The sequence below is a fragment of the Paenibacillus koleovorans NBRC 103111 genome, from assembly GCF_004000845.1.
In the GTDB taxonomy this organism is placed as follows: domain Bacteria; phylum Bacillota; class Bacilli; order Paenibacillales; family NBRC-103111; genus Paenibacillus_AA; species Paenibacillus_AA koleovorans.
In genome coordinates, this window is the sequence record NZ_BIMA01000042.1 from 16,907 (window position 1) to 40,687 (window position 23,781).

15 protein-coding genes are annotated in these 23,781 nt (G+C 59.3%); 10 read left to right on the top strand and 5 right to left on the bottom strand.

Features of this window, described 5'->3' with window-relative positions; genetic code table 11:
* Nucleotides 1–264: 264 nt before the first annotated feature.
* Nucleotides 265–2,649, bottom strand: a complete 2,385-nt coding sequence (locus PKO02S_RS15580) for an S-layer homology domain-containing protein (RefSeq protein WP_127584427.1) — start codon at nt 2,647–2,649, stop codon at nt 265–267.
* Nucleotides 2,650–3,084: 435 nt separating this feature from the next.
* Here PKO02S_RS15580 and PKO02S_RS15585 point away from each other — a divergent pair, with 435 nt between their 5' ends.
* The 6 genes from PKO02S_RS15585 (at nt 3,085) to PKO02S_RS15610 (ending at nt 10,181) form a co-directional block, all read left to right on the top strand.
* Complete coding sequence (locus tag PKO02S_RS15585) at nt 3,085–5,067, top strand: heparin lyase I family protein (protein WP_127584429.1); 1,983 nt, start codon at nt 3,085–3,087, stop codon at nt 5,065–5,067.
* Between the two features lie 14 nt (nt 5,068–5,081).
* The gene (locus PKO02S_RS15590) at nt 5,082–7,121 is read left to right on the top strand and encodes a 3-keto-alpha-glucoside-1,2-lyase-like domain-containing protein (RefSeq protein WP_127584431.1); all 2,040 of its coding nucleotides are present in this window, start codon (nt 5,082–5,084) and stop codon (nt 7,119–7,121) included.
* A 68-nt stretch (nt 7,122–7,189) separates the two neighbouring features.
* Nucleotides 7,190–7,753, top strand: coding sequence for a hypothetical protein (locus PKO02S_RS15595; RefSeq protein ID WP_127584433.1), 564 nt, complete (start codon nt 7,190–7,192; stop codon nt 7,751–7,753).
* Between the two features lie 18 nt (nt 7,754–7,771).
* Nucleotides 7,772–8,140: a hypothetical protein gene (locus tag PKO02S_RS15600; protein WP_127584435.1), complete on the top strand. Its 369-nt coding sequence runs from the start codon at nt 7,772–7,774 to the stop codon at nt 8,138–8,140.
* Nucleotides 8,141–8,164: 24 nt separating this feature from the next.
* On the top strand, nt 8,165–9,658 hold the full coding sequence (locus PKO02S_RS15605; RefSeq protein WP_127584437.1) for a hypothetical protein: 1,494 nt from the start codon (nt 8,165–8,167) through the stop codon (nt 9,656–9,658).
* A 16-nt stretch (nt 9,659–9,674) separates the two neighbouring features.
* Nucleotides 9,675–10,181: a hypothetical protein gene (locus PKO02S_RS15610; protein WP_127584439.1), complete on the top strand. Its 507-nt coding sequence runs from the start codon at nt 9,675–9,677 to the stop codon at nt 10,179–10,181.
* Between the two features lie 160 nt (nt 10,182–10,341).
* On the opposite strand, the gene PKO02S_RS15615 is transcribed toward PKO02S_RS15610, so the two are convergent.
* Nucleotides 10,342–10,998, bottom strand: coding sequence for a Crp/Fnr family transcriptional regulator (locus PKO02S_RS15615; RefSeq protein WP_164821478.1), 657 nt, complete (start codon nt 10,996–10,998; stop codon nt 10,342–10,344).
* 186 nt (nt 10,999–11,184) lie between these two features.
* Between PKO02S_RS15615 and PKO02S_RS15620 the strand changes: the two genes are divergently transcribed.
* Nucleotides 11,185–11,967 carry a lipase family protein gene (locus tag PKO02S_RS15620; RefSeq protein ID WP_127584443.1) on the top strand — a complete coding sequence of 261 codons (783 nt, stop codon included), beginning with the start codon at nt 11,185–11,187 and terminating at the stop codon, nt 11,965–11,967.
* A gap of 70 nt (nt 11,968–12,037) precedes the next feature.
* Here PKO02S_RS15620 and PKO02S_RS15625 read toward each other — a convergent pair whose 3' ends face one another.
* Together PKO02S_RS15625 and PKO02S_RS15630 are read right to left on the bottom strand one after the other, a co-directional pair.
* Nucleotides 12,038–14,116 (bottom strand): sensor histidine kinase, encoded by a 2,079-nt coding sequence (locus PKO02S_RS15625; protein WP_127584445.1) that lies wholly within the window; start codon nt 14,114–14,116, stop codon nt 12,038–12,040.
* Nucleotides 14,106–14,801, bottom strand: a complete 696-nt coding sequence (locus PKO02S_RS15630; RefSeq protein ID WP_127584447.1) for a response regulator transcription factor — start codon at nt 14,799–14,801, stop codon at nt 14,106–14,108. The genes PKO02S_RS15625 and PKO02S_RS15630 overlap by 11 nt, the downstream gene beginning before the upstream one ends.
* A 223-nt stretch (nt 14,802–15,024) precedes the next feature.
* Here PKO02S_RS15630 and PKO02S_RS15635 point away from each other — a divergent pair, with 223 nt between their 5' ends.
* A complete protein-coding gene (locus PKO02S_RS15635; RefSeq protein WP_127584449.1) occupies nt 15,025–18,486 on the top strand; it encodes a glycoside hydrolase family 44 protein in 3,462 nt (1,153 codons plus the stop codon).
* Between the two features lie 563 nt (nt 18,487–19,049).
* Here the strand turns inward: PKO02S_RS15635 and PKO02S_RS15640 are convergent.
* The gene (locus PKO02S_RS15640; protein WP_127584451.1) at nt 19,050–19,883 is read right to left on the bottom strand and encodes a (2Fe-2S)-binding protein; all 834 of its coding nucleotides are present in this window, start codon (nt 19,881–19,883) and stop codon (nt 19,050–19,052) included.
* 439 nt (nt 19,884–20,322) lie between these two features.
* Here PKO02S_RS15640 and PKO02S_RS15645 point away from each other — a divergent pair, with 439 nt between their 5' ends.
* Nucleotides 20,323–22,989, top strand: coding sequence for a right-handed parallel beta-helix repeat-containing protein (locus tag PKO02S_RS15645; RefSeq protein ID WP_127584452.1), 2,667 nt, complete (start codon nt 20,323–20,325; stop codon nt 22,987–22,989).
* A 107-nt stretch (nt 22,990–23,096) separates the two neighbouring features.
* The gene (locus tag PKO02S_RS15650) at nt 23,097–23,729 is read left to right on the top strand and encodes a hypothetical protein (protein WP_127584454.1); all 633 of its coding nucleotides are present in this window, start codon (nt 23,097–23,099) and stop codon (nt 23,727–23,729) included.
* Nucleotides 23,730–23,781: the final 52 nt, after the last annotated feature.

Sequence of the window (23,781 nt, forward strand, 5' to 3'; positions counted from 1 at the left end):
GAGGCCTTCCTTTTGGGGTTAGTTTGCCTGCTGACTGCTCCTGTGTCCCGTTTCCTGCACCAGCCCCTGCTTGCCATAGGCTAGGCGGCGGGAAGAGGATAGTTTACTGTAGTCCGAAATATTCGAATTGGAGAGGGAGATTGTCGCGGAAAACCGGAGTCCGAATTCGCCCAATTGCGTCGCTGTTTTTGCAGGGCACACAACAAAACCCCCCTCCGCAGTCCGGCAAAGTCGAACTGCGGAGGGGGGTCGTTGTTAAGCCGATCAATACGCCCGGATCGGCGTATCCTGCAGCGCGGCGCGCTTCTCCAGGTAGCGGAAGAACGCAGTGGCCGCTTGCGCGCGGGTCACTTGCGTCGCCGGGTCGAATACGCCGTTCGCCGCGCTCATTATGCCGAGGCTCGTGATGATCGCCACGTGCCCCTTCAGCGTGATGGCGTCGGCATCGGCCGTGCTCAGATTGAACAGGCCCGGCGTAGCCGCTAGCTTGCTGTAGCCGAGCGCGCGGACGAGCAGCTCCGCCATTTCTTCGCGGGACATGCTGCTCTCCGGGTTGAATGTCGCCTGCTTGCTCGGGTCGATCAAATTCTGATCGACTGCGGACTCGACGTAAGCGAAGTACTCGGAGCCGTTCGCGACGTCGGAGAATGTGGCTTTGCGGTTGGCGGCGTAGGTGGCGTTGTAGTAGCCGCCGTTCATGGCGATGATGAGCATCTTGATCAGCTCGCCGCGTTTGATCGCCTGGTCGGGATTCACCAGGCCGTCCTTGGCGTCGATCGCTTTGTAGTCGACCATCAGCTGCAGCTCGCGCTTCGCCCAATGCGACTCCAGATCGGTGACGACGGTTTGGCCGAGCGTGGTCGGTTCCCCGGTATCCCGCGTCTTCCACTCGCCGGTAACGGCATCCAGGAACACGTAGTCGCTCGGGTTTTTCGACACCGGCATATAGACCACTTGGGCTTTCTGCGGCGTCGAAGTCGAAGCGTCGGGACCCGGGTAAGGCAACGTTTTCCCGTATACCCCATACCCGCTATCGCCGCCTATCACCATGTAACGTTTTTCCAGCGTGTAAGGGGACAGCAGCAGCTCCTCCGCCTTCTCTGCATCGATCGCCTTGCCGGCGTCGTTCGGATATACGAGGTCGGACAGGTTGCTCCAGTAGCTCTCCACTTCGCCGGTGTACAGGTTGACGCCGACGTAGAGGGACTCGCTCTCGGCCTCGATGCCGTTCACTAGCCGCTTGAAGTTGAATGAAATCGAGCGCATCCGCTGCAAATCCGCAAGCGGGATGGCCGCCAGGTTGGCATCGTCCAGGAACAGCTCGCTGGAGAAATGCGGCATCACCTTCTTCACGAAGTCAACCGCGACGCCTTTAGCCTTTTCCGTCGACTCAAGCGCCAGCTTCTCTTCTTCCGAAGAGCCGGCTTTGTCATAGCTGTAAGGTTTGTAGCGGTTGTAGCTCAGGATTTCTCCGGTCTGGCTATTCACTGAAGCGCTGATGTAGATCGAATCGCCGGTCTTCGCATCCGGCTTCGTCTGCCACGACAAACCCCAGCTCGATACGCTGGTGCCCTGCTTCGTGTCGACGTTCTCGTTGAACGATGCGTTCTGCAGGACGGCGCCTTCCGGCGGCGGCAGCAGCGCGTTCACTTTGGCGATCGCCTGTTCTTGCGTCAAATTCTGGCCTCCGGCCGGTTTGACGGCAAGCGGCTTCTCCGTCAGCGGCTGAGGTGCCGGAAGCTCGCCGAGCGGCTGGCCCTTCGAATCAAGCAGGCTGCCCGTGACGGCATCCATCATGTATAGCGGTGTGGAATAGCTGAGCACCGGCACCGGCTTGCGGTTGCCCTTGCTCGGATGAATGACGATGTAGTTCAGCTCGGCCTTGATGGCGGCGCGATACTTCTCCAGCGCGTCTTCCGGAGAAAGCAGCCTGGAGGCGTCTCCGAATTCCACTTGGTCGTTCATGCGATACTGGTAGTCCACCCACTTGCCGTCCCCGTCGAAGGAGAATTGAATGTAGTTCTGAGGGAACGGGACGCCGTTCACCGCGTGGTCGTAGCGGATGGTGTAACGGACTTGCCCGCTGAGCGGCGGCTTGAACGACTTCTCGAACTCGGTATTGTAAAGAAGCGAGTCGATTTCGCCCGCGTGCATCTTCTGAAGCAGCTCCTGCGCCAGCGTCTTCGCCCCGGCGAAGTCGACCTTCGGCGGGTAGGACGGAACCTGATCCGGGTCGTTCACATAGCTCGAGTACTGGATCAACTGGCCGTTGTCGGCATTGATCGTCACGTTCAGGCTGCCGAGGTAGCGGTTCTGATCGCGCTTCTCGAAGCTGAGGCCCCAGGCTCCGCCCGAGCCGCTCATAGAGCTGCTGAAGCTGATGTTCTGCAGTACATAATCGCTTGGGATCGAGACGGCTTGTTTGGCGGCTTCGACAGCCGCATCCTTGCTGATCTTGGCGTTCACGGCGGTGCTGGCTCCGCTGCTGCCGCTGCCGGATGATCCTCCGGCTCCGATGGGCAGGCTGCTGCTGATCGGTTTAGCCGGCGCCATGCCGGATACCGCCTCATCGGCGAATGCGGAAGGAGCTAAGGACAACAGAAGAGCGGTCGACAAAGCGAGGGCGGCTGTCTTTTTAGCGAAGGGCATGTACAATCCTCCTAATATTGGATGGGTAATGTTTTCCAATGATTCTGACGCAGGAGAGGGGCCGGATGTTGCTCCGTTTTGTGAATTTTTTTGGCCGAGCCCACGCGGATATGTCGCTTTTGCGAATTTGTCATTGCTTTATGGAAAATCGGAAAATTGGGGAGAATCCTTCAAATGCCGCTATTGTTCCCGGAATGTAAGCGCTACTAAAATAGGGCTAAGGCAATAGGGGGGCCTGTCCCGGCAAGGACGGACCGTCCGCCTAATTCCTGGAAGGGGGTACGCCGCCTCAACCTCATCCTCAAGCAGCTCTTGTCGAACCTGTTTGATCACCAAGATACGATGGGCAAAATCCGTGCCGACGGATCGGTTTCGCGAGATGACAGCTAGGTTCAGTCACCAACTTGAAATCCAACTTATTGGAGGAGTGAAATTGTGAAAAAGAAACGTTTATCACTTGTAGGCATGCTGACCTTGTCCTTGCTGCTGGGCCTCATCGGGGCCGTGCCTTCCGCGTCGGCGGCTACTTACTTCACGGGCGACTTCGAATCGGGTACGATGAGCGGTTGGATTACACGTCAAGTGCAGTATAAGAGCGGTACGTGTACTCCTAGCCCTTGCGCAGGGCCGAGCCACTGGGGCAACGTCGTCCCTTCGGCGACGTATCCGAATGCGCCGGTGCGCGCAGGCAACAAATCGATGCGGTTCGAGCTGTACAAGAACGATCCGGTGAATATCGTTGGCAGCAAGCGGACCGAGCTCGTGTACGAGCCGCTCGATCCAATCGGCTCCGAACGCTGGTACGCGTTCAGCATCTTCATCCCGACGACCGGCGATGACGGCGGTTCTTGCTCCGATACGGGCGAGAACTACTGCCCGGATACGTCGCGTGAAATTCTCGCCCAATGGCATCATGAAGGCGGCGGTTCTCCTCCGCTCGCGCTCGTGACAGAGGGCAATACGTGGAAAGTCGACGTCCGCAACGACAGCACCGCGACGAACGGCTACCAGCAGTCCGTGGGGACGATCGAGAAGGGCGTCTGGACCGACTGGATTTTCCATGTCAAATGGCGCGATACGAACACCAACGCGCTGCTGGAAGTGTATAAGCGCATTCCGACCCAAAGCTCCAATTATTCCCTGGAGATGACATACACACAGGCGAACAACTATTCAGGCGAAACGGCCCAATTCAAGATGGGCATCTACAAATGGGTATGGGCAGCCTCTCCGAGCCCGTCGGTCGTCAACCACCGCGTCGTGTACCATGACGAAGTGCGGTTCAGCAACACGACAGGCGCTACGATCACATCGATCCAAAGCGAGATTGCACCGCCTTCTTCCGTCGTTTCCTCCAATGCCACACTGCCATACGCGGAAACGTTCGAAGACAACACGGCGACCGATTGGGCGCCGATCGAAGGCGGGTGGAGCGTCATCACCGATGGCGCGGTTAAAGCGTACAACGCTCCGTCCACTAGCGCGATGGCGCGCTCCATCGTGGGGAACAACACTTGGACGAATTACAATGCCGAAGCTCGTGTGAAAATCAATGCCTGGGCTGCTTCGGGCGACCGCTCCGTCGGGTTGCTTGCCCGTTACTCCAATCCTAGCAATTATTACATTCTCAACTACAACGCTACCGCCGGCGAATACCGGATCACGAAGCAAGTAAACGGCACGTTCACCCGCTTGGCGACGAAAACCGGCGTCTCGCTGGCGACAGGCTCCTATCACACGATGAAGGCTGAAGTTAGCGGTTCGACGATCAATCTGTATGTGAACGGCACGCTGCAGCTGACCGCCACCGACAGCAGCCTGACATCCGGCGCGGCCGGCCTGATCCAGACAAACGGCGATGTCCGCTATGATACGTTCAACGCGAAGCAGCTGCTGCTGACCGAGCAGTTCGAGGACAGTACGGCCAACGGGTGGACCGTCATCGACGGCAACTGGACGTTCGTCACGGACGGTACGGTGACTTACCGGACACCGAGCACCGATGCGATGTCCCGTGCTGTAGGCGGCACAGGCACTTGGGGCAACTACTCCGCGGAGTCCAAGGTGAAGATCAACGCCTGGAACGCCACCGGCGACCGGTCGGTCGGGCTATTGGCCCGCTATCAGGACAACAGCAACTACTACATCCTGAACTACAACGCAACGGCGGGCGAGCTCCGCATCACGAAGCAAGTAGCGGGCGTGTTCACGCGTCTCGCGACGAAGACCGGCGTATCGCTCTCGACCGGAACCTGGCACACGTTCAAGGCGGAGCTGAACGGCTCGACGCTCAAGCTGTATGTCAACGGCACATTGGAGCTGACGGCGACGGACAGTGCGCTGTCGACCGGTAAGCCTGGCTTGCTGCAAACCTATGGCGACATCCGTTTCGATGACTTCAACGTGACGACGCCATAAGGAGGGTGACCGAAGTGACCATTCGTTCTTTCCTGCGAACCCGCAGAGCCCGGCTTCTCCTCATGACCGCGGGGTTCATACTGTTATTGGGTACGGCGATTCTCTGGTCGCGCAGCGACCCGGCAACCGCCGTAACGACCTCGTTCCGCTTCGTCGTCATGGGCGATACCCGCGGCTCCACCTACGGAGTCAATGAAACGACGCTACGCTCCTTGATGACCAAGGTGAAGGGTCTGTCCGTCCAGCCGGCGTTCATCCTCTTCACAGGGGATCAGGTGTACGGCGGCTCCGATGTGCAGACGCAGCTGAATGACTGGAGCAATATCGTCGACGATTATTACCCGATGACGATGATATACCCGGCGCTGGGCAATCACGAGCACAACGAGACGGTGTTCTCGACGGTGTTCCCGCATTTGCCGAACGGGCAGCTAAGCGGCTATCAGCGGTCGGCTTATTATTTTGACTACGGCAACACCCGGATCATCACGCTGAACTCGAATCGCCGCGACGGCAGCGGCAATTACGTAATCGATGCGACGCAGCGGGCTTGGCTGACGAACGTGCTGAACAACAACGGGATGACGCACAACATCATCCAGTTTCATGTGCCGGCTTACCCGGTCGGCGCGCACTATGGCAACTCGCTCGATTCGAACGCGGCTCAGCGTGATGCGCTCTGGGATATCGTGGACCAATACAACGTGACAGCCGTGTTGGTTGGCCATGAGCACAATTACAACCGTCGCTTGATTGACAGCAGCTTTAACGGCAGCGGGCAGACGTTCACGAACGCGATCAACCAGCTGACGATCGGCGGCGGCGGCGCTCCGCTGAACTCGATCACGTCGGACACGCGCAACTTGACGGTCGGGCCGCTGGCCAGCTACCAGTATACGGTCGTCGACATCGCGGACGGTCTCGCCACGTTCAAGACGTATGACATCAATAACAACCTGCTCGACAACTTCTCCGTCTCGCGGACGGTACCGGTGCCGGCGCCTCCGATCCCGTACAGCGAGAACTTCGAGAGCGGCGCTGCGGCGGATTGGACGATGATCGACGGCACATGGAGCGTCATCACCGACGGCACTAAGGTGCTGAGGGCGCCTTCGACGGACAGCATGGCCCGCGCTTATGTGGGCGATACGACGTGGAGGGACTACCGCACGGAAGCCAAGGTGAAGATCAATAGCTGGGCGGCCAGCGGGGATCGATCCGTAGGGTTGATTGCGCGCTACACGAATCCGACCAACTATTACATCCTGAACTACAACGCGACGGCGTCGGAGCTCCGCATTACGAAGCAGGTGAACGGCGTGTTCACGCGGCTGGCGACGAAAACCGCCTTCACGCTGTCGACCGGCGCGTGGCACACGTTCAAGGCCGAGCTCGTCGGCTCGTCGCTCCAGCTCTACGTGAACGGCACGCTTCAGCTGAGCGCGACCGACAGTGCGCTGACGGCCGGCGGTGCGGGCGTCATGCAGACGAACGGCGACGTTCGTTATGACGACGTGGCCGTGAGCCGGATTACGCTGCTCGACGAGAACTTCAACGACGGCGTAGCGAACGGCTGGTCGGTCGTGGATGGCAACTGGACGTATGTCACCGACGGCACCGTCACCTACCGGACGCCGAACACCGATGCGATCTCGCGGGCGATCACCGGCACGGCTTGGGGCAACTACGCGCTCGAGTCCAAGGTGAAGATCAACTCGTGGGGCAGCGGCGACAAGTCCGTCGGCTTAATGGCTCGTTATCAGGATGCGACCAACTACTACATCCTGAACTACAACGCGACGGCGGGCGAGCTCCGCATCACGAAGCAAGTAGCCGGCGTGTTCACGCGGCTGGCGACGAAGACCGGCGTCACGCTCTCGACGGGGACGTGGCATACGCTGAAGGCGCAGTTGAACGGACCGACGATCAACCTGTACGTGAACGGCAACCTCGAGCTGACCGCAACCGATAGCGCCTTCTCGAGCGGCAAGGGCGGCTTGATGCAGACGTACGGGGATATCCGATATGACGATGTGCTCGTGACAACGCCATAAGATGGGGCAGGCCTGGCGAAGGCCATGCAATAGGACAGACAGAGACCAGGGAAGGGGATTCTCTCTTCATGAAGCCTGTATTCGGTACACGTGATATGGCGGTTACGCAAGGAATTGCGGCCGCCTTCTTTTTTATGCTAATCCCCTTGTTCAACCTCTTCAGCATCAGCAATCACAAGCTTGACAGCATCCTGCACGGCATGGGAGCGACGCTGACGGTGCTCGTATCCTGCTACGTCCTCCACGGGCTGTATCCGTTTCTGCGGGGCAAGGAAGGGTCGGCGAAAAGACTTGAGCGATCGCTCTGGATCACGAATGCGCTGGTGCTGGCGACGATCGTGTTCGGCAATTGGATCTATATGGGCTACCGGGCCCCGGACAGCGTGCAGCAATGGTTTATGTACAACGCGCCGGTCAATCATCTCGTGATGATGGAGTTCAAGGAATTCGTTGCGCTGTTCCCGCTGCCGCTTGGGCTCGGAGCCAGCTACGTGCTGTGGCGGTTTCGCGGACGGTTCGGCGAGCTTCAGGACGTGTCCTCAGTGGTCGCGCTGCTCGTGACGCTGATGTGGATTTTTCTGCTGATCGGGTTCGTGTTCGGGATTGGGATTACGAAGCTGAGAATCGTATAGAGAGGGGGCAGGCCCGTTATGCGTGCGACTCCGAAAAGCGGGGAGCTGGCCGCGGCGCTGCTGGCGATGTGGCTCGGGATGGCGGCTCTCTTGGCCAGCCATCTGTGGAGCATGGCGATGCCGAGCAAGGCGAATCTGTTCCTGCTCAAGCTGGCGGTCTGGATTCCCGGCTGGCAAAAAATCGGCCCGTTCGCGGGCAAAGAAACGATCGGGCTCATCGTCTGGCTCGGGAGCTGGGTGCTGCTGTTCCTGCTGCTGCATCGGCGGAGCGTGCCCCTGAAGCCCGCGCTGTATGCCTTCTTGGCCGGCGTGCTGCTCGTGACATTGCTGTTCTGGCCTCCGGTGATTCATGCCTGGTTCGGCTGGAATCCAACTACGGCGTCGTAAGAGAGATAGGAGGAGAGATACGGCGTGTCGCATTTGAAAAAATTCAAGCTGCTGTACATCGTCACGGCCTGGGTTTTGCTGCTCGGCGGATCGGTGCTGCTGACGCATTTTCCTTATGAGGGCATGCTGCAGGCGGATTTGGCGCCGCCTTCGTTCCAGGCGGCTTCCTTCAGCGCAGGGACGCCGGATGACGAGGTGCGGGAGTGGATCGAAGACAGACCCGATATGCCGTTGTTCGTCGGAGATGGCGGGGCTTACGCTGGCGCAGCGGCTTCAGCGTCGATGTCGACGGGAGGGAAGGCGCCGCTGCCGTCGCATCGTTACATGCCGGTGTTCGGGGACGGCGTCACCGCCGAGCAATTCGAACGGCTGTACAGTTATGTGCCGGCGGAAGAATTGCCGGGCTACGGCCGCACCGTGTACAGCTCGACGATCGGTAGTGCCAGGCTGCTGTTCCTGAACGGGCAGCGGCTGAACGGCGGAGGCGCAGCCGGTGCGCGCGAGCAGCTCGATTGGGTGCTGCGCGAAGCGGCGGCGGGAGGCCGCGGGCCGAAGCTCGTCTGGATCGGCGAGGAGCCTGGCGCGGCTGGGGGCGGAGCGGGCTCCGGACCGGGGTCCGGAGCCGTGGCCGTGGACTTCTGGAAAGCGATGGAGCAGGCGAAAATCAATGCCGTGTTCGTCGCTGCACAGGGGCGGCTGTATGTGCCGACGGATACCGTGGTGACGGAGCCCTCGGTGATGAGCCGGGCCACGACGTCAGGCGGAGCCGCGGGCTGGAGCGTGTGGGAGGCGGGACGGCAGTTCGCGGAGCCGCATCTGCTGATCGTGTCCGGCGTCGCGAGCAAGCTGAAGGTCGTGGCGGAGAATCGCGGCGGCGAGGCGCTCGACCAGCTTGTGCTGGATGCGACGAACCGGCTGTATGCCGACGCCGGGCAAGAGCGCACGCTCGTCGCGGTGCAGTCGCTCTGGCGGTACCACGCGGCAGGCGCCGACGTGAAAGCGGTCATCCCGGAAGGGATGGACCTGACCGGCGAGCAACCGATCGAGAAGCGGTTTCAACTGCCGGACGACGACTGGCGGAGCGCCAAGTTCAACGACTCCGGCTGGGACATTGGCCGCGGACCGCTGGGGTACAGCTGGGTGCCAGTCCATGAGCGGATGCTGCGGACGAAGCTTACGCCTTCGGCGAAGTCGCCGGCGCACTATTTCCGCAAGACGTTCACGGTGGACGAGGATCCTTCGACGCTCAAGGAGCTGCTGCTGCACATCACGTACGAGGACGGCTATGTCGCTTACATCAACGGGACGGAGGTGGCGCGCGACTCCATCAAGGGCGGATTGATCGACTACCGGTCCCTGGCGTACGCGAGCGAAGGGAATATTTACGCGACGTTCAATTTGACGGGGCATCTCGACAAGCTGGTGCGCGGGACGAACACGATCGCGGTCGAGGTGCATCGCTCCCATCCGAAGGCGCATAACCTGATGTTCGACCTCAGTCTCACTTATGTGAAATAAGGGCGTGGAGGGCCGTATGGTAAAACTAAAAAAGCCTCGGGGGACCGGGGGCTTGCGAATGCATTTGCCGTTGCAGGGGCTGGCGCAGGTGAAGCTGCAGAAGCAGCAGGTGGAGCAGCAGGTGGAGCAGCAGATGGATCGGCAGGTGGAGCGGCAGAAGAAGCTGCTGACATTAGCGGCGGCTCTGCTGCTGCTGGTGGCGCTCGGCTTGAGCGGCTGCGGCGGGCTTGGCGGCGACAACGCGAGCGGCGCGAACCGGCTGGTCGTCTCGCTGACCGCGACGCCGGAGCATGTGATGATCGACAACGGCAACCGGCATGTATGGAACGGCGCGACGATCACGATCAACGGAAAGTACCGCTACACGTCGCCGGTCGTGCCGCGCGGCGGCAGCAGCTACCACCTCGGCGACTTCGCCGACGCGACCGGCCGCCACTTTGATCCCGCCAAGCAGACGCTGCGCAGCTTGGCGATCGAGGTGCAAGACCTGGGCGGCGTGAAGCCGAGCCGGTTCGTGTGGTGAGGCGAGGCGGGGGAGGCCGCCAGCGAACGAGCGGGCAGGCAGACAGGCCGGCAGCCACCTTGCCTAACCAAATAGCGTTATGGGAGATGCTTATTTTGCCACGGTAACTGCCCTTTGGTGAAAAAGCGATATGCCGTCACGTTATTGCCGCGCAACTCCCCTACAGCTGCCTAAGATCGAGCAAATATGTATTGCCGGACACGGTGAGAATCCGTTTGTTCTGCAGCTCGGCCAGCACTTGGAACACGAGGGGTTTGGCCACGCCGGCCAGTTGAGACAGCTCGTCGTAGTTCAGGTTGATCTGGAACTTGACCATCGTGCCGCCGCGGGTGCCGTGATCGTTGGCGAGTTTGATCAAATTTTTCACAACCCGCTGCCGCGCATCCATGTAAGTCAAATCATGCACCTGCTGGTTCGTCTCCCGGAGCCGGATGCTGAGCTGCTTCAGAATGCTGAGGTTGAGGTCGAAGTGGGTTTTGAGCAGCACCTGAAAGCTTTTCGCCGCCAGCGAGATGACCGTCGTCTCCTCAATCGCCTGAGCGGTAGCCGAACGGGGCCGCCCGTCCAGAAGCGAGAGCTCGCCGAAGCTGTCGCCGGTACTCAGGATCGTCATGATTTTGTCCTCGCCGCGCGAGTTGGATGTAAAGATCTTAACCGTGCCGGAGACGACGAGGTAGAACACGGTGCCCGGTTCGTTTTCCCGGAACAGGATGGTGCCGGCTTTGTACGTCCTCAATGTGCATTTATCTGCGATATTTTGCAGCTGGTAGCTGTCCAAGTTGGCGAATAGCGCAATCTCTCGAAGCGAATCAATCATGGGGTCCTCCGCATGCATCTAGGAATATAGGAATACCATTCGACAAAGGACTGCCGAACTCCTGTTGCTGTAGGCCCAGACTGTGGAAATATGTAGGCTGCCTCGAGCTGCGGGCCGGAACCAACCTTTCCTCTTCTTCATAAAATGAAACATGGCAGGATGTTGAGGAGAAGAGGGGAAGGCGTTATGAAGGACCAGCCCTTAGACAAGAAAAAGGCGATTTTCCTGGCGGCGGTATGCGGACAGACGTACACGCAGTACGGCAATACGGCCGGGACATTCGTCGTGCCGAAAGGCTATAAACTGGTCGCTCCATTCAAGGCCGTTTCGTTCGGCGGGCAGCTGGAGTGGTTCGGGTTCGTGCTGGAATCGGCTTCGGAGATCATCGTGGCGTTCCGGGGCACCAGCTCGCAGTCCGATTGGATGTCCAATGCGATGGCGCGGCAAGTGAAATACAAATATGCGAAGGATGCCGGCTGGACGCATCACGGGTTCACCGAGATTTACAGCTCCGCTCGCAAAAACGTCTTGGCCGCCTTAGCCAAGCTGTCCGACAGCAAGAGGTTGTTCATTACCGGCCATAGTCTGGGCGGTGCTTTGGCTACGCTGTGCGCGCTCGACGTGGCGTCGAATACAAAATTCCGCACGCCGGTCGTCTATACGTACGGCTCGCCGCGGGTCGGCAATCAGACGTTCGCCGATGCGTTCAACAAGCGGGTGAGCGTCGGCCACCGGATCGCCAACCAGTACGACGTGGTGCCGCATTTGCCGCCGGTCGTCTACCCGCTGCCGCTCGACGGCACGATCTACTATTACATGCATGTGCGGGAGCTGTCCCAACTGACGTTCCAGGACGGATCGATGGCGGCGAACCATATCATCGCGGACTACTTCAACGACTTGAGCAAGCTCGATCCGACGTATGCGAAGCAGATGTGCAAGGCGAATGCGGGGTTTTGTCCGGGTTGAAGCCGACAGCAATACCTACAATTGGACTGAATAAAGAGGCCGGAGCTAGGTGTAGCTCCGGCCTCTCTATCTACATCGCATCCGCCAGCGAGGCCAGCGGCAGCGTGACGGCCAGCTCGCAGCCGACGCCGTCCGGGCCGGTGCCGACTTCGGCGGTGCCGCCGAGCAGCTGGATGCGTTCCATCATCGTCGTCAGTCCGAAGCCGGGTCGGGCGGTGCCGAACGGCGTGCCGTCGTTCGTCAGCCGGAACTGCAGCCGTCCGTCCGCGCGGTACAGCCGGAACCGGAACCGGCTGCACCCGCCGTGCCGGATGCCGTTCGTGAGGCCCTCCATCAGCGCGTGGTAGACGACGCGCTGGGTCAGCCAGCCGAGCGAATCGTCCGGCGGCAGCCGCTCGATGTCGGCGTCCACGCTGACGCCCATCGTCTGCTCCGTCTCGCGGATCAGCTCCTCCAGCGCGGCGTGCAGGTCGAACGGACCGCTCTCGCCTTCGTCCTTCAAGATGCGGACGGAGCGGCGGATGTCGTCCAAGCCTTTGCGCACGAGCCCGTTGATCGTGTCGAGCTTCTCCGCCGCCTTCGTCAGATCGCGCGCCGCCAGCTTCTTCGTCGCCTCCAGCTGCACGATCGCCGCCGTCAACGTATGGCCGACGACGTCGTGAATCTCGTGCGCGATCCGGTTACGCTCCTCGAGCACGGACACCTCGGCGAGCGTCTCCGCCTTCTCGCGCAGCGATGCCGCGAGCGACCGGTTCGCCTGGGCGAGCTCCTGCGTCCGCACCTCGACGAGCCGCTCCAGCGAGCGGTGGAATTGCTCGAGCTCCTCATGCTTGAGCGCGAGCTCCCGGCGGCTGCGCTCAACCTGGCGATACACCTCGGAGAACCGCAGGACGAGCACCATTGCGAGGCAGACCATGAAGAGCAGCAGTCCGATGTAGAGCAGCGTGGCGGTGAGATGGTACAGCAGCCAGGGCAGCAAGTTGATCCATTCCTGCAGTTGGAGCGAAGTGTTCATCGCTAGATAGAACAAGGCCGTCAGGACGAGAAGGACATACGCCCGAAGCAGCCATACCGTCTCCACGGTGCGAGATTCACGTCGGTATTGCCGGAACAAGGTGACGCTGACTATCGCGAAGACCGGGATGAACATGTAAGGCAACGCATCCACGAGCATAAACCGGTACAAGTCGGAGTTGCTCCAGCCGCATGCGAACGTGAAGGCCGTATAGAGCAGCACCAGGCTGCGCATCGCGCGGTAGATCCAGCTGCGGCTGAGTCGCAGTGCGGCGCCATAAAAGCCGAGAAACGCATACATGCCGAACGGCAGCATCAGATCTTTCCAGTAGAAGGTGGCGGAGGTCTCGAATAGCCACTGTCCCAGTTGCATCGATAGCAACGTACCGCCTCCGGCAGCCATGAACAGCAGGCCAAACCAGAGGTAGAGCGACTCCTTCCGCCGTCGGAAGAAGAGGGTGAGCGCGGTCAGTCCTGCCGCTAGGAACCAGGCGGAATAGAGGGCCAGCGGCCACTCTCCCCGAATAAGACTCAGCAAGATGTCATAACGAGTGGTGAGAACATTCCAGCCGGGTCGGAACGGTTCTCCGTTCCAGACCAGGCGGATCGCCACCTCCTTCCCCGCATCGCTCGGCTCCAGATTGACTGCGGAGATGGTCGCTACGGGATTGCGCCTCGGATACGGCTCTCCCGGATGGGCGCGGTAGGCGAGGCGATCGTCAATATAGACGTCGAATTGCTTCCAGCCGAGCAGGAATAAGTTCGGGTCCCGTGCGGGCAGCAGCAACGGGAGATCCCGCTTGATCCAGATAACTCCCTTATAGCTGCTCATCCGCTTCCAGGCTTGCTCGTCGAACGGCTCCCATTCGGCTGCGGCACTCAGCTCTTCTTTGCGCAAGTCCCCCCAATGCACCATCCATTTGTGAACCAAGCTGTATTTCAACTCCCGCCCGTCTTCCAGCAAGGCAGGAGACGAGCCTTCCGCGGCGATCGAACGGCTCGGGAACGATGTCAGCAAACCCGCGACCGCTGTGCACACGCACAGCAAGAGCAGCAGGACGGCGGCTGCCCTTTCTCGCCGGGAGCTTCGCTCCGGGGCTTGCATCCATTTCGGCTTAATCGGATTAAGTGGCATCCTTCAGCATCAGCTCCTTCAGCAGGGCGATTGCCTTTTGCCGGTCGCTTGTGCCGATTTTGTTATAGATGATGCTGATGTAGTTCCGCGCCGTGCCCTCGCTCATGAACAGGCTGCCGGCGATCTGCTTGTTCGAATACCCTTCCAGCATCAGCATGCTGATGCGGCGCTCCCGCTCGGTCAGCGTCAGTCCTTGCTGCTTCAGCTCGCGTTCGTCGAAGGCGTCGGTCCCGGCGGGCACGAACGAAGACAGCCGCGCGGCGAGCTTGGCGGCGATGGCGGCCGGCAGCATGATATGCCCCTTGGCGGCGTCGCGCACCACTTCCACGATGCGATCCCCCGGCATGTCCTTGAGCAGGAACCCGTCGGCGCCGCCGGCCATCGATTCCACAATATATTTGTCCTCCGCGAACGTTGTCAGCATCAGCACGATCGTCCCCGGGTAATCCCGCTTGATCCGCTTCATCGCTTCGATTCCGTCCATCTGCGGCATTTTGATATCCATCAGCACGAGATTCGGCCTCAGGCTCTCCACTGCTTCGCAGGCTTCCACCCCGTTGCTCACTACTTTGATGACCTCGAAGTCGTCTTCCATGTTCAAGATGGTCTGCAACCCATCCCTTAGCAGCGTCTGGTCGTCTGCGATGAGGAGGCGGGTCACGCCCGCAGGCGTTGTGGCAGTCATGTCGCTCCAGCCCTTTGCTCTTTTTTTCTCAGCGTATCACAAATGCAGGGGTTCGGGCAGAGGATCGAAGGAAGAAATGACGGGTGTCGGCCGCTTATGACAAAAGACATGACACGCTGTAACTATCGGGCATACAAGTTCTGGAATTATGCTAAGGATGCAAGGAATCAAGGGAGTCATGTGAAGGAAAAGTTGTAGGATACGGACGGGAGGAGAATGAAGGATGGCAAGGGCTTGGCAGTGGAAAAAAGCGACGGCGAAGCTGACGGCGGGACTGCTGGCGGCGTCGCTGCTCATTCCGGCTTGGACGCCGGGAGTATCGGAGGTGCAGGGGGCTTCGATCCGGGAGCTGACGGTTTATAAGGACTCGATCTCGAGCGAGTTCGTCAATTACAGCTGGATGCCGATGAACGACGCCAGCACGGAGCAGGTGCATTCGGGAACGGCGGCGATGCAGCTTGATCCGGATGAAGGCAAAGCGATGTATTTGTACAAAGACCGCGTGATGAACGTGGACGAGTATGATGCGTTCCGGTTCTGGATTCATGGCGGCACGAAAGGCGGACAGTCGCTGAAGCTGGTGTTCTCGCTTGGAGGCGGGACGTTGGTGGAGCGCCAGGTGGAAAGCTTCCTCCCAGGCGGCGTTGTACCGGCCGGGAAGTGGACGGAGGTAAACGTCGGGTTAAAAGACATCGGGCTGCAAGGGCTGGTTGACGGCATCTGGCTGTGGGGCGCGGGGGATCAGGAGCCGATATATCTCGACGACATGGCGTTCGTAACCGTCAGCGGGGAAGGCACGCCAAGCGGCTCACCGCCACCGACGGCAACGCCGATCGGCACGCCGGCTGGTACGCCGACAGCTGCTCCGACGGCAACACCTGGCGCGACTCCAACCGTAACGCCAACCCCGACGCCGACTCCGAGCTCGCAGCCTCGCTTGCCGATTGAGCCGATGGACGGGCGTTATGTATACGCGGATGCGATAGGAGAAGGGTTCTCCGATTTCGGCTGGGCCACTCACTCGCTGGATGAGAGCGGCACGGTGCATACCGGAGGGACAGCGATCCGATTCGAGACTCGCGGCGACGATGCGTTGTATTTCTACAGCGACCGCTTCATGACCTCGAAGGAGTACGAGAAGCTGACGTTGTGGCTGAATGGCGGCGCGACAGGCGGGCAGCAGCTGAAGCTGGTGTTTATGCTCGGCGGGCAGCCGGTGAAGGAAGTGTCGCTGAACGGGGCGATTGTGGGCGACAGCGGTGACGTGATTCCAGCGGACACGTGGGTGAAGGCGGTGATTATGCTGCCGGAGCTCGAGTTGCCGAACCAGCTGTTCGACGGCTTGCTCATTGCCGGTGTAGGTGCGACGCAAGGCACGGTGTATTTGGATGACATCGCCCTTGTACGCAAATATGTAGCTCCTCCTGCGGTAGTCGAAGTGCGCATGGACCGTCCGCAAGCGGTGCTGCTTCCCGGAGAAGCGCATAGCCTGACGGCGGAGTCGTTCCTGGAGACGGGTGTGACGGCCGATGTAACGCAGGATGCGGTATGGGTTTCAGATCGTCCGGACGTTGTCCGGGTCGAGAAGGGGCAATTGACGGCGGCGACGGTGGGGATCGCCAAGATCACCGCGACGTTCAAAGGGCATACTGCGGTCGCGTATGTGCAGGTGGCTGAGATTGCGCTGGAGACGGTGTATGACGATGCTTTGAAGAACGGGTTCCGTAATTTCAGCTGGCATGACAAAGATTTGGCGAATGCGGAGCAACGGCACGGCGGTTCGTATGCCGTGAAGTTCGAGCCGGACGGCTGGGACGGAGTGTGGTTCTCTTCGAGCGACAAGCGCACGGTGTCCGAGTATTACGGCGTGGAGTTCTGGCTGCATGGCGGGACAACCGGCGGTCAGGAGCTAATGCTACATGTGTACAACGGAGGTTCGGCGCAAGGGACAGTGGATTTAAGCCGGTATGTCCCGAATGGTTCGATACCCGCCGGGCAGTGGACGCAATTTGTCGTGAACTTCGCCGACATGGGGTTGCACAACGAGTCGTTTGACGGACTTATTTTCCAAGCGGCGACGGAAGCGAATCAAGCGGCGGTGTACATCGACGATGTCAGCCTGCTGCGCAATACGGCCGCCGGACAGCTGCCGCAGCCGGAACTGCCGTCTGTTCAAGTGACCGTCGACAAAAATGCGGACCGCCGGGCGATTAATCCGGACATCTATGGCATCAACTTTGACGATACGCATCCAACGGAGTCCAAGCTGGCCTTCCCGGTTCAACGCTGGGGCGGCAACAACACGACTCGCTACAACTGGGAGCTGGACGTGGCGAACCGGGCATCCGACTGGTATTTCATGAATTACCCGTATGAGCACGACAAACCGTCGCAGCTGCCGAACGGCTCGATGGCGGACCGCTTCATGGACAACGTGCTGAGCAAGCAGGGCAAGGTGCTGCTGACGATCCCGACGATCGGCTGGACGCCGAAGTCGAGGGAGATCACATACGGCTTCTCGCAGAACAAATACGGCCTGCAATCGAGCTGGGCGACCGAGCTGCCGGATGCCGGCAACGGCGTGGTGCGCGGCACGTATGACACGCTCATTACGAACAACGATCCGTTCGACACGTCCAAGCGGGTCGGCGTCGATTTCGCCACCCGCTGGATCGACCATATCGCCGACCGCACGGGCAACCTCGTGCACGACTATGCGCTCGACAACGAGCCTGAAATTTGGCATGTAACGCATCGCGACGTACATCCGAATCCGCCGACGTACGATGAGATTTGGGGTTTTACAGAGAAATATGGCGCTGCTATTAAGGCAAAGGATAGCCAGGCACGTGTGTATGGGCCCACTTCTTGGGGCTGGTGCGCCTACTTCTACTCCTCCGCGGACAATTGTGCGGAAGGTCCGGACCGTGCGGCACACGGCGGCGTGCCTTTCCTTGAGTGGTACCTGCAGAAGATTGCAGCCTACAAGCAGCAGACCGGCGTGACACTGGTCGACTACTTGGACATTCACTACTATTCGCAGGAGAACAATGTGCCTACGGACGACGAGGGACCGGCAGCCGTGAAGCGCCGCTTCCAGGCATTGAAATCTCTGTATGATCCGAACTTCGTGGATCAGTCGTGGATTCAAGAGCCGATCCGCCTCATTCCGCGGATGAAGGAAATGATCGCTCGTCATATGCCGAGCACGAAGCTGGCCATTACCGAGTACAACTTCGGCAATGGCAACGGGGTTAGCGCCGGCTTGGCGCAAGCCGAGGCGCTCGCGATTTTCGGCCGCGAGGGCGTCGACTTGGCGACGCGGTTCGGCACGCTGCCGGCGGGCACTCCGCTCGAGGACGCGTTCAAGCTGTACCTCGACTACGACGGCAAGGGCAGCCGCATTACCGGCCAGAGCGTCCGCACGACGAGCACCCTCCCGGATGCGGTCGGCGCCTACACGATCGTGGGTACGGACGGCCGGACGTATGTGCTGCTGTTCAACAAAGACACCGCGGCGCGCTCCATCGATGTCGCCGGCACGTTCACCGCGACAGACCGCGCGGAGGTGTACCGCTTCGACGCCAGCAGCCGCCTGGCGTTCTCGGAGCACCTGACCGCGACGGCTAATGGCTTCACCGCGAAGCTGAAGCCGATGTCGGCTGCGCTGGTGGTGCTGCCATAATGTGAATAGAACCGTCCGATCCCCTTACGGGTGTGGGACGGTTCTTTGGTTTGGGCGGGGAGTGGGGTTAGCGTTGGTGGACAATAGATTCGCTATTCGGGCGGAATGGCGCCATTTCGCGAGTTTGGCGGACACAGGAGACGCTATTGGGCTCGAAAACGTTGATTGGATCGCCGAAAGAGGCAAATAAGGTCAGCTGTGTCCGCCAACAGGTGCAAATGGCCTGGTTTTGGCGAAATAAGGTCAGCTGTGTCCGGTGTCGTGCATCTGGAGTAACAACTCCGTGCACGGACGTCCGTTCCAGCAGAACCAGGTGGTTTGGAGTACCAACTCGGTGCGCAGACGTCTGTTTCACAGAAATAGGTGGTTTGGAGTACAACTCGGTGCGTGGACGTCGGTTTCCGAAAATTAGATGGTTTGGAGTAACAATTCGGTGCACAGACGCCCGTTTCAGCAGAGATAGATGGTTTGGAGTAACAACTCCGTGCACGGACGTCCGTTCCAGCAGAACCAGGTGGTTTGGAGTAACAACTCGGTGCGCGGGCCCTGTCTTCGCCTACCGCCTAAGCCGGCTGCTCGCCCGGCTTCTCGCGCGTCGCCTCGATGCGCCGGCGCCGCTCTTCCCGCTCCTCGGGCAGCATCATCGGGCAATTGTAACACTTCTCGCCGTTCTCGCGGCGGTCGTACATGCAGCAAGCCGAGCGCATCATCAGCTTCTTGCCCGCATCGTACGGGCTGTCGATGTAGCGCGGCTTGTGGTCGAACGGATTGCGCCGGCGTCCGAACAGCTCCGGCGGCAGCACCCGCGCGAGCGTCTCGTAGTCGGCACGGAACCGCACAAGCACCTCCGGCCGCTTCTCGACGCCTTCCATATAGTCGACGGCATACGCCATACGTGCGCCGTATTGGCTCCACACCAGGTCCGGCTTCACACCGGCGCTTACAGCCGCCATCTCGATCACCGGGCGGACCGTGTCGCGATAGAACGCAGTCAGCTCCTCCACGAGCCAGGCTTGACGCTCCTCCGGATCGGTCGGCGCCTCCTTGTACTTCAGTTCGTTGATTCGGAAGCAGCTATGCACATGATCATCATGCGGCTGCACCTGGAATGTCAGATTGCTCAGCGACAAGTCCAGCAGCCGGTTGTAAGTGGCCAGGACGAGCTGCACGCTCGCGCTCACGCCGAAGAACCCCATCCCGACGAAGGAGGCGGGCAGCTCCGTGCCGATCGCCTTCATCAGGTCGCCGCTCACCTGAATCACTTCGTCCATGCGTTCTTTCTTCAGAAGATCCGTGGCCGGCATCTCCAGCACCACATGCTCCGTCTCACCCGTTAACGAGATATGGAAAAAGTAGTTGAGCAGCGACAAGTCCATTTGTTGCGAATTCGGGTCCATCTAGTTCCCCCTGGAAATCGTTATGCAATAATGATAATCATTATCATGACCGACAGTCAAGAAGGGATTTGGATTTGCTCACCGACACCCTCCGATTGCCCCCAACCTCTCCGCGCAGCATTGGAATACGCAGCGAAACCGAACTCACGCAAAATGGATCTTTCTTCCGCTTTTCCCCGCTAATTGAAGAAATCCCCGCAACTTGCAGTACACGAACGATTCCAACGTCGGTTACTCTACAGGTACATACCACGAGAACACGGTCAGCCGCGAGTATATGCAAACGGAGGAGGTGTTTTTTTATTTGCTTGGGGGGTAGAGAGAGCTTGCTGCACGAAAGGACGGAAGGCTGGGAAGCGCGTAACCGCCATGCTGAAATTCAAAACGGGTGAGGAGAATGATGATGGACAACGCCGGCGCAATACGGAATAACAGATGGATGGTAAAGTTAACGATTCTATTAGGATTCTTGGCAATCGCTTGGTTATGCAGCACCACGACGTCTCATGCGGCGACACAGGCGACCTATTATGTCTCGCCTACCGGCAACGACAGCAATCCGGGGACACTCGCGCAGCCATTCAAGACAATCGCGAAAGCCCGTAATGTCGTACGTACGATCAACAGCAGTATGACCGGCGATATTATCGTGAACCTGCGCGCAGGCGACTATTTCCAGAGCAGCACGATTGAATTCAACGAGTCCGATTCAGGCACGAACGGGTATCAAGTCATTTACCGAAACTACGACGCTCCCGGAAGCGCCCGTATAATAGGAGGCGAGAAGCTGACCGGTTGGACGCTGGACTCGGGCAACATCTACAAGACGTACGTCGGCACGAGCTGGAGCTTCGACGCGCTGTTCGAGAACGGGGAATCGTCCCGCATCGCGCGCCATCCGAACACCGGTTACAAGAAGATCAAGGAGGCGGACAGCAGCCAGCCGAAAAAAGCGTTCTACTACTTCGCCGGCGACATCCCGTCGATCTCGGACATCAGCAACCTGCAGGTGTACGTCTGGCCGGGCGCGCATAACTGGGCGAACGAAATCCTGCCGATTACGGCGATCAATACGACGACCCGAAAAATCACCCTCTCGCAGAACCAACGGTGGGATTACCTGGACACCCTCAAGAAGGGGTCCCGCTATTTTATCCAGGGAGCCAGGGAACTGCTTGATCAGCCGGGCGAATTTTACCTCGACAAAGCCGCGGGCTATCTGTACTACTATCCGGTCAACGCCAACATCAACAGCCAGGAGATCATCGCCCCCAGGGTGAGCAGAACGATTCTGCTTAACGGCAGCTCCAACACCAACCGCGTAAAGAACATTACGTTCGACGGCGTGACCGTCATGGTGTCCAACAGCACGTATGCGGAAATGAACTCGGGCAGAACAGGGAACATCGTCATCATCAACGCGGAGAACATTACGGTCAAAAACTCCAGAATTCTCAACTCTGCGTCCAACGGGATTTCCTACCCCTCCATGGACCTGCAGTCCACTCCCGTGAAGTCCAGAGGGATGAACGGGCTCATCTACGGCAACTACATCCACAACATCGGGGAAAGCGGCGTCAAAATATACGGCATCGCCAATACCCTGAACTATATGCAGACGGATCACCTGGTCTCGAACAATGAAGTGAGCGATATCGCGCGCATTTCCACAAACGGGGCGGGCATTCAATTTTCCAATACGACGGCGAGCGAAGCGTCCTACAACAAGATCACGAACGCCACGCACTACGGAATCGAAGTGAAGGGCAGCAAATGGACCCAAATGCCGAACGTGATCGAAGGGGTCACCGTTACGACGGCGAACCGCTACAATTTCAACCCGGGGCGCTACAACGTCATTCAGTTCAACGATGTGTCCAAAGTGAACATGGATGCACAGGACACCGGGATGATCAAGACGGGCGGCGTGTACAAAACGACGATCCACAACAACCTGCTGCACGACAGCGGAAGCTTCGGCGCTCAGAAGGGGTTGTATCTGGACGATGTGTCGGACTACAACACGGTGACGAACAATATCGTCTATGGCACGAAGCTGAACACTACCTACAATGTCAAAGGAACCGGCAACCTCATCCAAAACAACATCGCGGACGGAACGGGCGGCGCGGCGGCGGTCAGCATGAACGTCATCAGCGGTCAGCCTACGTTGAACAATACGTTTCTGAATAACATTTTCTACAAGTACAAGGTGTTCTACAATTTCTTGTCCTGGAGCGCCAACATGGTGTCGTCCTCCAACTACAATACGTTCTATAGTCCTTCAGGCACTCGCACGATGAACAATATTCCCGGCAGCGATACGTACGCCCATTGGAAACAGCTGTTCAGCAACAAGTACGACCAGAACTCGACGACGGCCGATCCGCAGTTCGTGAATGCCGCCGCGCACAACTACACTTTGCAACCTACATCCCCTATGCTGGCCAAAGGATTTAACCAAATCGACACGAGCGCGATCGGGTTGAAAAGCGACTATATTTATGCCGACTCGATGGCTGACTTGAGTCTCGAAACGAGTGTGGTGGAGCCTGATCCGGAACCGGCGTTCTATGAGGGCTTCGAGAACGGCTTCGGAGAATGGCAGACGCTGTACGGGACGCCGACAGCTTCTACGACACAGGCTCACACGGACGTCACGAGCTTCATTCCCGATGAGGGACAGGACGAAATTTACCATGTGATGGATGGCGAAACGTTCGGAGTGCTCACGATCTGGTTTTACGACAACGCTTCGGATACATCGATGAAGACGAGGGCGCGCATTACGGATACGTGGACGGATGAAAATGCGATGATCGGCGTGGTCACCTACAACTCGACGACGAAATATTCTTATATGGTTGATAATCTGCTCTTCAAGACTTCCTCCGTGAACCGGACGACAGGCTGGCATGAGTTCAAATTCGACGTGTCTTCCGGCATCGATTGCAAGCTGTACATTGACGGAACGCTGATCGCCACCACCGATGTACTGACCTCATTCAACCAGATTCACCTGGGTGATAATGCGGATGACGGGAACACGGGGAATGTGTACTTCGATGATGTGACGCTGTACGATACATTTGAGTTGACGGATTGAGGGTGTGACTACGGCAGGCACTCGCCTTTATTCTGGAAACGGGATATACTGGGGTTGAAAAGTGGGGAAACCATGATTATCCAATTCCGAAAAAGGTGAGCGTTTTAATGAGTCTGGTAAGTCAATTGTCCTCTCGGACGGGGGATCGTACAGAAGAATCGAATCGCCTGGTGGCACAGGCGTGTCTGGCTGAGCCAGCGCTGCTCGAGGAGCTGGCCGAGGCGCTGACGGGCAAGGACGCCGCACTGCTGGGCGATTGCGCGGAAGTGTTCACCAAGGTGGCCGAGGCGAAGCCGGAGCTCAGCCTGCCGTACTTCGAGCGCCTCGTGCCGCTGCTGGCGCACAAGACGACGCGTGTGCGCTGGGAGGCGATGCACGCGATCGCGCTGCTCGCGGAGCACGCGCCGACGGAGCGGATGCTCGCGCTCGTGCCGCAGCTGGCGGGGCTGCTGTGCGCCGACGGCAGCACGATCGTCCGCGATTACGCGGTCGACGCGCTCGGCGGCATGGCGAAGGCCGGCGAGGCGTCGGCGCAAGCCGCGTACCCGGTGCTGGTCGAGGCGCTGAGCGTCTGGGACGGCAAGCATCTCGGCCGCGCGCTAACTGCGCTGAGCCGTGTAGTCGTGTCCGCGCCGGGGATGGCGATTGAGGCGCTGCAGTACGGCTACGACTATGCCGATCACAGCAAAGGCGTGGTGAAGAAAGCGGCCAAAGCGCTTATCAAGGCGGCTGAGCGGTAATGTAGGTTGATGGTAACCGGTACTCTCTCTTAGGAGAAAGGGCCGGTTTCTT

Coding starts and splice junctions, on each gene's coding strand:
- PKO02S_RS15580 (WP_127584427.1), bottom strand. CDS start 2,649: ATGCCCTTCGCTAAAAAGACAGCCGCCCTCGCTTTGTCGACCGCTCTT.
- PKO02S_RS15595 (WP_127584433.1), top strand. CDS start 7,190: ATGAAGCCTGTATTCGGTACACGTGATATGGCGGTTACGCAAGGAATT.
- PKO02S_RS15600 (WP_127584435.1), top strand. CDS start 7,772: ATGCGTGCGACTCCGAAAAGCGGGGAGCTGGCCGCGGCGCTGCTGGCG.
- PKO02S_RS15610 (WP_127584439.1), top strand. CDS start 9,675: ATGGTAAAACTAAAAAAGCCTCGGGGGACCGGGGGCTTGCGAATGCAT.
- PKO02S_RS15615 (WP_164821478.1), bottom strand. CDS start 10,998: ATGATTGATTCGCTTCGAGAGATTGCGCTATTCGCCAACTTGGACAGC.
- PKO02S_RS15620 (WP_127584443.1), top strand. CDS start 11,185: ATGAAGGACCAGCCCTTAGACAAGAAAAAGGCGATTTTCCTGGCGGCG.
- PKO02S_RS15625 (WP_127584445.1), bottom strand. CDS start 14,116: ATGCCACTTAATCCGATTAAGCCGAAATGGATGCAAGCCCCGGAGCGA.
- PKO02S_RS15630 (WP_127584447.1), bottom strand. CDS start 14,801: ATGACTGCCACAACGCCTGCGGGCGTGACCCGCCTCCTCATCGCAGAC.
- PKO02S_RS15635 (WP_127584449.1), top strand. CDS start 15,025: ATGGCAAGGGCTTGGCAGTGGAAAAAAGCGACGGCGAAGCTGACGGCG.
- PKO02S_RS15640 (WP_127584451.1), bottom strand. CDS start 19,883: ATGGACCCGAATTCGCAACAAATGGACTTGTCGCTGCTCAACTACTTT.
- PKO02S_RS15645 (WP_127584452.1), top strand. CDS start 20,323: ATGGTAAAGTTAACGATTCTATTAGGATTCTTGGCAATCGCTTGGTTA.
- PKO02S_RS15650 (WP_127584454.1), top strand. CDS start 23,097: ATGAGTCTGGTAAGTCAATTGTCCTCTCGGACGGGGGATCGTACAGAA.